Annotated in this window: 10 protein-coding genes, 1 tRNA gene and 2 pseudogenes; 7 read left to right on the top strand and 6 right to left on the bottom strand. The window is 43.4% G+C overall.

What is annotated here, in order from left to right; all coding sequences use genetic code 11:
* Positions 1-110 precede the first annotated feature (110 nt).
* From F6K57_RS09745 to F6K57_RS09755, 3 genes and pseudogenes are all read left to right on the top strand, one after another.
* Entirely contained in the window at positions 111-485 is a 375-nt protein-coding gene (locus F6K57_RS09745) for a hypothetical protein (protein ID WP_293066975.1), read from the top strand.
* 572 nt (positions 486-1057) lie between these two features.
* A complete protein-coding gene (locus tag F6K57_RS09750) occupies positions 1058-1774 on the top strand; it encodes a hypothetical protein (protein ID WP_293066978.1) in 717 nt (238 codons plus the stop codon).
* Positions 1775-2243: 469 nt separating this feature from the next.
* Positions 2244-3468 (top strand): annotated as a pseudogene (locus F6K57_RS09755) (glutamate-1-semialdehyde 2,1-aminomutase).
* A gap of 314 nt (positions 3469-3782) precedes the next feature.
* Here the strand turns inward: F6K57_RS09755 and F6K57_RS09760 are convergent.
* The 4 genes from F6K57_RS09760 to F6K57_RS09775 all read right to left on the bottom strand — a co-directional run bounded on the left by F6K57_RS09760 (position 3783) and on the right by F6K57_RS09775 (position 5868).
* The gene (locus F6K57_RS09760) at positions 3783-4274 is read right to left on the bottom strand and encodes a YajQ family cyclic di-GMP-binding protein (RefSeq protein ID WP_293019468.1); all 492 of its coding nucleotides are present in this window, start codon (positions 4272-4274) and stop codon (positions 3783-3785) included.
* A gap of 393 nt (positions 4275-4667) precedes the next feature.
* Positions 4668-5087: an MAPEG family protein gene (locus F6K57_RS09765; protein ID WP_293019467.1), complete on the bottom strand. Its 420-nt coding sequence runs from the start codon at positions 5085-5087 to the stop codon at positions 4668-4670.
* 43 nt (positions 5088-5130) lie between these two features.
* Positions 5131-5634 (bottom strand): DNA recombination-mediator protein A, encoded by a 504-nt coding sequence (locus F6K57_RS09770; protein ID WP_293019466.1) that lies wholly within the window; start codon positions 5632-5634, stop codon positions 5131-5133.
* Positions 5635-5682: 48 nt separating this feature from the next.
* Positions 5683-5868 (bottom strand): hypothetical protein, encoded by a 186-nt coding sequence (locus F6K57_RS09775; RefSeq protein WP_293066982.1) that lies wholly within the window; start codon positions 5866-5868, stop codon positions 5683-5685.
* Between the two features lie 3 nt (positions 5869-5871).
* On the opposite strand from F6K57_RS09775, the gene F6K57_RS09780 reads away from it, so the two are divergent.
* Entirely contained in the window at positions 5872-6033 is a 162-nt protein-coding gene (locus F6K57_RS09780) for a hypothetical protein (RefSeq protein ID WP_293066985.1), read from the top strand.
* Between the two features lie 49 nt (positions 6034-6082).
* Positions 6083-6156: transfer RNA gene (locus F6K57_RS09785), tRNA-Val, on the top strand.
* A 96-nt stretch (positions 6157-6252) separates the two neighbouring features.
* Here F6K57_RS09785 and F6K57_RS09790 read toward each other — a convergent pair.
* Positions 6253-7593 carry an FAD-binding oxidoreductase gene (locus F6K57_RS09790; RefSeq protein ID WP_293066988.1) on the bottom strand — a complete coding sequence of 447 codons (1341 nt, stop codon included), beginning with the start codon at positions 7591-7593 and terminating at the stop codon, positions 6253-6255.
* Between the two features lie 1837 nt (positions 7594-9430).
* On the opposite strand from F6K57_RS09790, the gene F6K57_RS09795 reads away from it, so the two are divergent.
* Both F6K57_RS09795 and F6K57_RS09800 read left to right on the top strand, forming a co-directional pair.
* Complete coding sequence (locus F6K57_RS09795) at positions 9431-11821, top strand: tetratricopeptide repeat protein (protein ID WP_293066991.1); 2391 nt, start codon at positions 9431-9433, stop codon at positions 11819-11821.
* 188 nt (positions 11822-12009) lie between these two features.
* Positions 12010-12210: a hypothetical protein gene (locus F6K57_RS09800; protein ID WP_293066994.1), complete on the top strand. Its 201-nt coding sequence runs from the start codon at positions 12010-12012 to the stop codon at positions 12208-12210.
* Positions 12211-12216: 6 nt separating this feature from the next.
* Here F6K57_RS09800 and F6K57_RS09805 read toward each other — a convergent pair.
* Positions 12217-12742 (bottom strand): annotated as a pseudogene (locus tag F6K57_RS09805) (transposase); the annotation flags it as partial.

Consider the following 12742-nt stretch of genomic DNA (forward strand, 5'->3'; position numbering starts at 1 on the left):
ACATGCCAAAATTACATGGGCAGTATCAGTTCTGCTCACGATACTCTTAGCAAGGTTAACTCTAAAAGACTTCTTTCGCTTTTCTCATTTCACATTTTAAGGAGGAGATTATGAAGCGAGTTGCGATATTTTTCATGTCTTTGATGGCTGCACTGGTACTCATTGCTACCCCAGCTCATGCGTCGATTCAAGCAGGCATTATTAAGCTGTCTTCGCCAGGCCCAGTGGTAACAAAAAATAATGACACAAGCACATTTAAAGAAGTGTTCTTCGCAGAGCCATTTCGGGAAGGCTCAGATGTGATCGTGATTCCAATGGTTCAAACCTTTAATGGAGCAGATACCCCTGGTGTCAGGATCGCAGATGTAACCACGAAGGGCTTTAAGTTCAAAATGAACGAATTAGTTCGGGGTGGTCCAAGGCAGGCTCTGTCAGATGGAAAACATACAACCGAAACCATAGGTTGGATTGCTGTCAGTTTCTAATCGCTCTTAGGGGGTTTTTTTGACCCCTGTCCCCTGTGCCCAATGGATGGGGCACAGGGGATTTCAGTATTTGGTAGTGCAAGTGTGACAAAGGCGGTCGCGATGCAGAATGGCCGTTACCTCCACTGCTCAAACGGTAGCCACCTAACACTCTACGACGACCAGCAAGTTTATTTCCAAGGTCTGATCCAGTTCATCCAGGACGTAGATGCGGGCCGTTTCTGAGGTTTGGTTTTTCTGCCTGATCTGGTGATATGGGATTGCTTGAGTTTTGAGGTGGTCTGTGTTGCCTAACTATTGACCAAAGCGGATGCTCTGGGGGGTGGCGAAGATGGGGCTGCCCAAAAGATGGTGACGCACCGCTAGCTTGAAGGTCGTTAGGTGGCATATTCCTTGCTATGACCTGTACTTTAGAATTGTTTGGTAAGGTTTTCAAGGTTGGTTCAAGCGTGAAATTATCAGAAAAAACGATATAGCGCTACGCCCTATACAATAGTGTTCAGCAAAATCCGTATAAAGCCAACAAGTATATTTACTCAGTGAACTTGACAAACTATCGATTGAAAATCTAAATGAAATCATTCAACCTAACTGAGCTTGCCAATAAATACCAATCGGATAAAGGAACTGAGTATTTCGATAAACATGGCTACACGCTCATATATGAAACGTTGTTTTTGCCCCTCAAATCAAAACCTATCACCTTCTTAGAAATTGGCTTATGTATTGGTGGTCCCGAGTTCGGTGATCACTTGTTAAGTCGAATCCCCACTGACATGCCATCAATTCGCATGTGGACAGACTATTTTGATAATGGGCATGTTTATGGTTTTGATATTAATGATTTTAGTCATTTAGAATCAGAAGTTAGAAACTTTAAATTTGTCAAGGGTGATTTAAGTTGCCAAAATGATATTACCAATTTGGTGAAGGTTACAGCTCAGCTTGAAGGTAAGCAAAATTTAGTTGTTTACGATGTGATATTGGATGACGCATCACACGCTTCTTTTCATCAACAACAAGCTTTTGCTCTGTTATTTCCTTCCTTGAAACCAAATGGTATTTACATTATTGAGGACTTACATTGGCAAAGTCCAAGTTACGAAGATAAACTTCCAGATGTGCCTAAAACTATCGAATTATTGGTGCAATTAAAAAATCTTAAGAATGGCTCTGGGGTGTTATCAAATAACTATTTATTCCGAAATGAAATTATGAATTTTATTGATGATATTAAATCAATTGAATTTTATTGTGATCAAAAGCTAGCTATTATTACTAAAACTTAACAAAACAATATAGCAGTCGAAGTAAAGCTTAAGAAATCTTCTGGTCTCTGCTCCCTGCTCCCTGCTCCCTGCTCCCTGCTCCCTGCTCCCTGCTCCCTGCTCCCTGCTCCCTGCTCCCTAAAACCCAGATATTTTTACCTCACAAGTCGTAGAATTGCTATAATTCTTAAAAGATAAGGAGAATTATTTTTTGCAACACAGCAATCTGGAATTTAAGTTTTTGCCTGAACATCTAAGAAATGGTCAGGTTATTGATATCCCATATCTAGTAAAACGTCTAGATGCTGCCAACGAAGCTCTTAAAACAAAACCATTGGGATATACACTTGAGTCCTTAACTGAATTTAGCCCTGTTGTTAAGGAAAGAAAGCGTTTGCGTGAGACTAATTTTCATGCAAGTCATGATGATCGTGAAAAACTTGATATTCAGTTGAATAATGCCTTCTACTTTAATTCAGAAAATGTAGACTTGGGGGATCCAGATGCTCAATCTATTGTAGAAGCAGCGCGTGATTTCCTTTATCAAGGCGATCACAATAGACTTTGGTTGCTGCCTGCCTTTGTTGAAAANCTATGTAGGTACCTGGGGACCAGCCATTTGCGGTCATGCTCATCCAGAAGTTATTGGGGCATTGCACCAGGCTCTAGATAAGGGTACCAGTTTTGGAGCTCCCTCTGCCCTAGAGAACGTGCTAGCACAAATGGTGATTGACGCCGTTCCTAGTATTGAAATGGTGCGGTTTGTTAATTCTGGCACCGAAGCCTGTATGGCAGTGCTGCGACTGATGCGTGCCTTCACAGGACGGGACAAAATTATCAAATTTTCTGGCTGCTACCATGGTCACGCCGATATGCTGCTGGTACAAGCTGGTTCTGGAGTCGCTACTCTAGGTTTACCGGATTCCCCTGGTGTTCCTAAGTCGGCCACTGCTAATACGTTAACCGCTACCTATAATGACCTGGACGCCGTTAAAGCTTTATTTGAGCAATATCCCAATGAGATTGGTGGGGTCATCCTAGAACCGGTGGTAGGAAATTCTGGTTTCATCACTCCTGTGCCTGGTTTTCTTGAAGGCTTGCGGGAACTGACTCAAAACCATGGCGCTCTACTGGTGTTTGATGAAGTGATGACTGGCTTCCGGATTGCCTACGGTGGTGCTCAGGATAAATTTGGCATCACTCCTGACCTGACTACCCTAGGTAAAATTATCGGTGGTGGTTTGCCCGTGGGAGCCTATGGCGGACGAAAGGATATCATGTCGATGGTGGCACCAGCAGGGCCAATGTATCAAGCCGGAACCCTTTCTGGGAATCCTCTAGCCATGACAGCAGGCATTAAAACCCTGGAGTTACTGAAGAAACCGGGTACCTATGAACAGCTAGATAGTATTACTAAAAAGCTCTCCGAGGGATTACTGCAAATTGCTAAAGATGCTGGTCATGCAACTACTGGTGGTTACATCAGCGCTATGTTTGGCATGTTCTTTACTGGTGTTCCTGTTCACAACTTCGATGATGCCAAAACCTCTGATTCATCCAAATTCACTGCTTTCCATCGGGGCATGTTAGAGCGTGGGATTTACCTAGCCCCCTCACAATTTGAAGCAGGATTTACTTCCCTAGCTCACACCGAGGAGGATATTGACCGCACATTAGCAGCAGCTAAGGAAGTCATCTCTGGGATCAAGCCATAGTAGTCTAGAGTGTAAGCATTTAGCTATCAGCTATCAGTTATCAGCTATCAGTTATCAGCTATCAGCTATCAGCTATCAGCTATCAGCTATCAGCTATCAGCTATCAGCTATCAGCTATCAGCTATCAGCTATCAGCTATCAGCTATCAGCTATCAGCTATCAGCTATCAGCTTATGGGTCACAGGCTAGAAGCCTGTGCCACCTTGATGTGCTTTTGAATAAAATAAGCTGACGGCACCTCAAGTAGCGTGAGCTTTTAGCTCACGGCTGACGGCTGACGACTGACGGCTGATAGCTGAAGGCTGAATGCTTACTTAGCGATAGTTAGTAAATTGCAAAGCAATCGGCAAATCTTCTTGCTTCAACCGCTGGATGATATCTTGTAAGTCATCCTTAGATTTGCTAGATACTCTAACTGAATCACCTTGAATCGAGGCTTGTACTTTTTTAAATTCATCTCGAATCAATTTGGTGATTTTTTTACTATATTCTTGGCTGATGCCTTTTTTTAGCGTGATTTCTTGGCGGACACGATTACCACTAGCTGATTCTACTTTACCATAGTCGAAGATTTTTTGCGAAAGTTCCCGTTTCGCGGCTTTGGTACGAATAACAGTATGCACAGCATCTAGGGTGAATTCACTATCAGTATTGATGGTGATAGATTCTTCTCCTAATTCGACAGTGGTTTTAGTATCTTTGAGGTCGTAACGACTTTTGATTTCACGAATAGTTTGATCCACAGCATTGACCAACTCTTGTCGATCAAAGTCACTAACAATATCAAAAGAATAGGTACTAGCCATAATTAATAACGGTCAGCGGTAGGCCGTGAGCAATAGTGACTCACTATCTAACAGCTTAAAACCAAAATGGAAATTTGTTGCACCCTATACAAAATTTTTAAACCTATTGATATCAAGCCCGGTAGCATCAGTCTTGAATAAGCCCATAAGTCTTGGGGAGGTGGCTCAACCTGGTGGCTCTCAAGACAAATGACCAACAACCAAAACTATCAAGGCCCGAAGCAAGTGGACTTGATCTGGTCTAGCCACTGACGCTGCTTATATCAAGTCAGGTTGAATACCCATAATTAGAGGGAGGGTGGGGAGATGGGGAGATGGGGAGATGGGGAGATGGGGAGATGGGGAGATGGGGAGATGGGGAGATGGGGAGATGGGGAGATGGGGAGATTTTTATTAAGGGTAATTATCCCGACATGATATTAGACTCAGAACAAACAGAGTACCAGTGGAAAGAGAGCCGATGCCAAACATCAGCGATCGCCCCAAGGGAATATCGAGAATGTAAAACACCGAGTAGAAGACTCGGGCAATTACAAATGCGATCGCACACCCGATGGCGAGGGTTGAATTCTGACCCGTTATATAGGCCATCAACGCTGCTGCGCTAAATACAATAAACGTTTCAAAGGAGTTCTGATGTGCCCAAGTCGCTCGTTGGGCATAGGGCGGTAGCTGATCAAACATGGCGCGAGGGGCACTTTGGTCATAGCCTAGTTTGAAACGGCTGTAGGCAACTACCAGATACGGTAGATATATTAAAACCGTTGCCCCCACAATACAGTAAAGTAAAATTCCCGAACCGGATAGATGCATAGTCTAGCTCACACTAATCAAAATTAATTACAATTAATCACAACTAATCAAAATAGAACAGAGTAACAACCTTACTTTGCTGTTCTGCCTCCTTACAGGTGTTCAGGAGGGTACGGCTATCATGGAATGCGAAACAAATTAACTGCTGACACCGGGCAATAATTTCGGCATTACACAAGGCACTAGCTTCAGCGAGAGACAAGGTATCATTTTGGGGGTTTTCCACCAAATGCATTACCTTCTCCAAGTAATTTCGGGATTCCAGTGGCTGTCGCTGAAGACTTTGGGGCAAAATTACCGTTAGCAAGGACGGATCGGCTCGCATAGCACCTCGAATGGCAGCTAAGTTGGTTCCAGTGGCACCAGAGGTAATCAGACGATTACCGGCTTGCACTAAGGCATAGCTCATCATCTCAATTAGATTCTGATGGGTGATAGGAACGTGACGTGACCCCAACAAGGCAATTCGCTTAGAACCAGTTTGCTGTATGGCTGCGAGTTCCTGGGCTAATGTATCGATACTGGCGGTCTCTATTGGTTGACTCAAAGATAAAGATGCTGGTAAAGGCTGAACGACCAGGATATTTTAGCAGAACTAATCTGTCATGTCCTCCTTCAAAAGAATTTGAAGGAAAGGGAATAGGGAATAGGGAATAGGGAATAGGCATGCTAGCAAGAGGCAAGAGGCAATAGGCATGCTAGCAATAGGCATGCTAGCAATAGGCATGCTAGCAATAGGCATGCTAGCAATAGGCATGCTAGCAATAGCAATTTCCCTCAAAGGTTGCTGAGAATTGCTATAGCAGTCGAAGCAAAGCTTAGGAAATCTTTTGCTCCCTGCTCCCTGCTCCCTGCTCCCTGCTCCCTGCTCCCTGCTCCCTGCTCCCTGCTCCCTGCTCCCTGCTCCCTGCTCCCTGCTCCCTGCTCCCTGCTCCCTTTGCTATAGGGTTTAAAATTGCTATATTCTAAATATGTGCTATCATAATGAATGGTTTGGACGCATAGCTCAGTTGGTTAGAGCACCACGTTGACATCGTGGGGGTCACTGGTTCGAGTCCAGTTGTGTCCATATTTCTTTAACTCCCCACACTTCCCTATCTTTGCCTACTCCCTATCTCCCCATCTCCCCATCTCCCTATCTCCCCATCTCCCCACACTCCTTACTCTACCGATGCTCCCAGGCTCGCATTTTACCAGGATTCATCAATCCATAGGGATCAACTATTTCCTTAAACCGCAACTGTTCCATATCAACGGTTTTCATACCCCCATCTTCCAAGATGTAGGTGTGGGGATTAGCAATCATAGCGCCATACTCTTCGTGATAGCGAATAATCTCATTTAAACGCTCCTCAGAACTATACCGAACGATTTGTAGTCCCACTGGTATGAGTTGTCCTGCTACTCGCATGAATTCTAAATGCATGATCACTTCATCCCCAAAGTGCTGATAAAAATGCTCCACCTGTTCCAGATTCACAAATGAGGTTTGTAAATAGGTGAGGCTGGGATCAACACTACGGGCGTGTAAGGTGGTATGATTCCAGGTGAACTCTGCTAGGCTGACTCCCTTACTCGCTTCTAGGGCAGTCTTCTGGTAAGTGACCTCTCCACCATACTCCCGAACTAAATCCTGGAATGGCTCTAGGGAAGATTCCGCTATCATCAGCAAGGCACAGTGCTTAGCTTCCGGAAGGTAGTTGCTGAGAGCGGCAAAGTAGGATGGAATTGGCCAAGCGTGAATGCTAATCAGTTTCTTAATCAAGCCATCCGCATCACCTAAGGCTTGACCAAATCTAGCAGCAGTCATAAAGTCATTAAAGACTACGATTACTTCAGCCCAAGGATAGACTGGTCCTAGGGGTATTTCTAATTCAGTGATAATGCCATTGGTGCCATAGGCGTGATTCACCTTCTGCAACTGATCTGACCGTAATTCGATCACACGGGGCTGGTCTTCGAGGGTGACGACTTGGAGAGCATGAATATTTCCGCGATCGCGTAATACTCCATAAGTAATGGAACCAATGCCGCCACTCCCGCCACCAATAAACCCACCAATAGTAGCGGTGCGATAGGTAGAGGGAGCCATGCGCAATTCCCAGCCAATTTTATGAGCTTCTTTGTCAAAGGCGGCTAGCTTGACCCCAGGCTGAACAGAGGCTAAACCCGGTTTTATCCAGTTAATCTGATTGAGGCGAGTAGTATCGAGAATCAGACCACCGTTGAGGGGGATACACTGACCATAATTACCAGTGCCTGAGCCTCTTACGGTTAGGGGAGCTTTGTACTTAACGCAAACCCTAGCTATTTCCAGGACTTCCGCCACCGTAGTGGGACGAACTACGATGTTCCCCCGTTTATCTTTAAGCTGGGATTCCAGTACCGGACTGAAGTGGTAGTAGTCTAGGGATAATTTAGCGACTTGGGTTGGGTCATCAATAATTTCTATTCCGGTAAGTTCCGAGGCTAGGGAATTCCAGTCAATAGCTTGGGGGGTTGTCATCAGAGGTGTGGCAAGTGTGGTAGAGAGAGTAAAGTGTGGTAAATATGGAAAGCGTGGTCAGTGTGGGAGGTTTGGGGCGCGGATTGAAATCCACTGTAGGATATTATGTTCTACTAGGGATTTTTAAGCCGAGGTGGTAATTTTTATAGTTTAAACTAATTTGTAATCTTTAACAATCACTAAAATCATGGAAAAAGTAGTTAATAAACTAAAAATAAAGCAACAAAAAAGCGATTTTAGCTACTGGCGAAAACAGTCCTATAAAAAACGCTTATAAGCCCTAGAAATAATCCGTCAGCAATACCACCACTATCAATACAACAATGCTCAACCAAGACTTCAAAGAGTTTATACAATTATTAAACGATAATCAAGTAAAGTATTTAGTAATTGGTGGTTATGCAGTAGCTGTACATGGTCATCCTCGCTATACCAAATAGCAAAGGGAACAGCGGATATGGGAACAGGGAACAGGGGGGTGAATCTCACTTTTACCCAAACTTTAAACTAACTAAAATCTCTCTATATTAAATTCTCCAGTTTGCACGATGCGCACGCTACACCAACGAGGTTTATTTTAAGCTGACCGCTGACCGCTGACCGCTGACCGCTGAGGATTTTGAAACCTGTTATCAGGCTAAAATCGAGGTAATCATTGACGATATATCGGTTAATTTTATTGATTTAGACAATCTTATAAAAAATAAACAAGCATCAGGAAGGTTACAAGATTTAGCTGATGTGGAAAATTTACAAGATTGAACATCCATCCTGTTAAAATTCAGTTTGACCCGGTGGTGCGTTACGGGGCGGACTATCTCAACCCTGGCTACGAAGCGAACAATAAGGGGAAGTCCGCCCCTAATACTAAGTTGCGGTCAAAGGTACAACTTTCTCTTCCGCCAATCTCCCCATCTCCCCATCTCCCCATCTCCCCATCTCCCAATCTCCCCATCTCCCCATCTCCCTATCCAACTAATCTACTCTCTTTGAATGCAACTCGGTATAACTCACCCTACCTATGCCCTTCTCCATATAAGTTAATTGAATTTCCGCTATAGCACCGATAAAACAGCAAACCAGTACTGGCATGTGAGAAAATAGGTGGTGCGTTACGGGGCGGACTATCTCAACCCTGGCTACGAAGCTAACAATAAGGGCAAGTCCGCCCCTAACTCACCCTACCTATGCCCTTCTCCATATAAGTTAATTGAATTTCCGCTATAGCACCGATAAAACAGCAAACCAGTACTGGCATGTGAGAAAATAGTACTCGTTTAGAACAAACAGGTTCCTGTTTTTGATACATTAGTACTAGTATATTAGCAACAAGTACTAGTTACTGAGAAACGAGTACTGTTAAGTGATAAACTAGTACAGTTTAACGAAAAACTAGTACTAGTTTGTTATACACCAGTACTAGTTAACGAAAACGAGTACTAATATATAACAAACTAGTACCCATTTGTTATACACCAGTACCCATTTGTTATACACCAGTACTAGTTAACGAGAAACGAGTACTGGTATGTGATAAACTAGTACTAGTTAGCGAAAAACTAGTACTAGTTAGCGGTAAATGGGTACTCGTGTGTTAGACGTCATTACCTGGTCTGGTTTGTTGTTAACTGTTGACCGTTGACCGTTAACCAGAGACTTCAATGACTGAAGGGGAGTCGAACCCTTTAATTCCCACAGCAATTTTTCGTCCACTCCCTACTCCCTACTCCCTACTCCCTACTCCCTACTCCCTACTCCCTCACCCAATTTAAAATTTCCTTAGTAAAATTTGCATAAAAGTAGCACCACCTAAGGATATATAGTAAGAAACTACCAAGTGGCTGATTTGTCGATGGGTACTTACTCTACTATTCCTGTATTCTGTCTCAAGCTAGCTAGTGCTAGCTTACTCTGCCTGCTCTCACCGATCCTAGCCCCAGAAAATTTGGGAGTTGCTCCAGCAGTGGCACAAAGCACTCCAGACCAAGCCACTCAAGCGGAGCAGTTATTGGATAGGGCAAGGTCAGAGTTTGTTAAAGGTCAGTTGCCTCAAGCCAAGGAGAGTTATCAACAAGTATTGACGATTTATCGGGAATTGGAAAACTCTTCCGGTAAAGCTAAAGCTCTTAATGGCCTTGGACAGGTTTACAATCTATTATCTCAACACACCAAAGCCCTGGAAGCATTGCACCAAGCTCTGAAAATTCGTCAAGGTCTAGGGGAGCGAAAGGAAGAAGGGGAAACCCTCACCCATATCGGAACAGTTTATTCCAGTCAAGAAAACTATCCTAAAGCTCTGGAGTTGTTGGAGCAAGCCCTAACTATTAACCAAGAAGTAGGTAATCAGCTTGGGATTGGTTATGCACTGGTTAATCTTGGCTCAGTTTACTCCTCCCAAGGAGAGTATGACAAAGCCTTTGATAGGTTAGAGCAAGGTCTGAGTATTATCAAAGAAGTAGGTGAGACTGAGAAAAGCGATGCTCTGAAAGAGCCGCTACGCGATTGGCCTTTGGCCACGCTTCGCGATCGCATTCTAGCACGCTACTATCAAGCCTACACTCTGAATTGGATCGGCTCAGCTTACATCAGGTCAGGGAAATTGAACCAAGCTGGGGAGTTTCTGGAACAAGCTCATACCCTGAGTCGAGAAGAGGGTTATCAATTACGAGAAGGTGTAGCCCTGACCTTGAAGGGAATACTGTATAACAATCAAGGGGAATTGGATAAAGGGCTAGAAACCCTGGAGTTGGCATTAGCCATTACTAAACCAACTGGTTTTCGGGGATTAGAACAGAATATTCTATTTTGGATTGGAGGGATTTACAACCAGAAAGGAGAGTATGTCAAAGCCCTTGAGGTTTACCAGGAATGCTTAGCTATTCGGCGAGAATTGGGTAAGCGTAAGCTGGAAGGAGTTGTGCTCAATAATATTGGCTTAGTTTACTATAACCAGAAACAGTATGACCAAGCCCTAAACTATTATCAGCAAGCGTTAGCTATTCACCGGGAAGTTAAGAATCAGGCTGATGAAAGCACTACTCTTGGTAATATTGCTTACCTTTACCGCAAGCAAGAACAGTATGACCAAGCCCTAGATTACTACCAGCAAGCTTTAGCTATTCATCGCCAACTCGGTAAGGGTAAGCTGGAAGGAATTGCGCTCAATAATATTGGCTTAGTTTACGATAAACAGCAACAGTATGACCAAGCCCTCAACTATTATCAGCAAGCTTTAGCTATTCATCGCGAAGTTAAGAATCAAGCTGGGGAAAGCACCACCCTTGGTAATATTGCTACACTTTACCAAAAGCAAGAACAGTATGACCAAGCCCTCAACTATTATCAGCAAGCTTTAGCTATTCACCGGGAAGTCAAGAATCAAGTTCAGGAATGGAGTACCCTTGCTAATATTGGACAGGTTTACTATGAAAAGGGAAACTATCAGCAAAGCATAAACTATTCCCAACAAACTTTAGCCCTTTCCAAAAAACTTGAAAATCTCACGGGAGAAGGTGTAAGTCTTTGGAGGATTGGGCTAGCTTATTATGCATTGGGCAACCATGACCAAGCCATAGACTACTACCAACAAGCGTTAGAGATTTTCCGCAAACTTAACAATACCTCCATTGAAGCAAGTATCCTGGTAGGGCTTGGACTAGCTCAAATCAGGGAAGGAAAGTATCAGCAAGCCCTGGAGTCTTATCAGCAACTCCTAGCCATTGCCCGAAAAACCCAAGACCGCTCTGAAGAAATAAATGCTCTCAATTTTATTGGGCAAGTTTATGTATCTCAGGGCAAGTATGACCAAGCCCTAGATTCCTACCAGCAAGGTTTGGTTATTGCTAAAGACATTGATGACCAGAAAGCTACTGGAATCCTCCTCAATAATATTAGCTTAGTTTACATAAATTGGGGAAAGTACAATCAAGCCCTAGATTACTTACAGCAAGGCTTAACCATTAGCGAAAAGTTGAACGATTCCATAGGAATTGCGAATCTATTCAACAACATTGGATCGATATATAAAAACCAAGGGAAGTATAGCCAAGCTCTAGACTATTATCAGCAAGCTTTAGCGATTAACCAAGAGTTTGGCGATCACGGTCGTCATAACGTTGCTACTAACCTCAGCCATCAGCCATCAGCCATCAGCCATCAGCCATCAGCCATCAGCCATCAGCCATCAGCCATCAGCCATCAGCCATCAGCCATCAGCCACGCTACTTGAGGTGCCATTCATGATTACCGCAACAGAACGGACTGACAAGGCAAAACAATAAAAATCTTCCCCATCTCCCTATCTCCCTATCTCCCTATCTCCCTATCTCCCCATCTCCCTATCTCCCTATCTCCCTATCTCCCTATCTCCCTATCTCCCTATCTCCCCACACTTCTTATATAGCGTTTATCGTAGCTATGAGGTACACATTATTTTTTACCTCTTCCGAAGTCCCTGCTCCCTGCTCCCTGCTCCCTGCTCCCTGCTCCCTGCTCCCTGCTCCCTGCTCCCTGCTCCCTGCTCCCTGCTCCCTAAAAACCAAAAATTTGTACCTCACAAGTCGTATAATTGCTATAGCCCTCTTCTGTCACTCTCCGAATTCAATGATTAACAAATAAGTCAGATTATCCAGAATTAAAAAAGAATTGATATTGATTAATTTCACTAATTAGCTGATTCAATCCCAGCAATAAGTTACTATTAGGCAAAATATCTAACCAGGGAAAAATAATCCATAACATCATAATGGGTTGAATCAGTAAACGAAAATTGTTTAACAGATTTTTCCATCCACCTTTATGATTCCATTGTTGATGATTACTCACCTGGATATCATCAGCATCTGTCACCTTATTGCCCACTTCTGTCGATTTATTTAAAGATAAAAAAGCTGGAGAATTTAAACTAATCATGGTGTACACACAAAAAATTATTTCCCACCATTTTTCGATATCCTTAAACTTAGTAAAACGGTAATCTGTCCATCCTAATTCTTGTTTACACTGACGAAAAGCATACTCTACTCATGTTCTTAATCCATACAAATCTCCCAAGATTTTCTTGAGATTACCTTTCAAATTAGTCATCACAAAAGATGTTCCATTCTCTGGCATAGTTTTTGGGTCTGTGGTTATTTCCCAGTAAGTTATG

Origin of the sequence: Moorena sp. SIO4A5 (genome assembly GCF_010672005.1) — a bacterium.
Taxonomy (GTDB): domain Bacteria; phylum Cyanobacteriota; class Cyanobacteriia; order Cyanobacteriales; family Coleofasciculaceae; genus Moorena.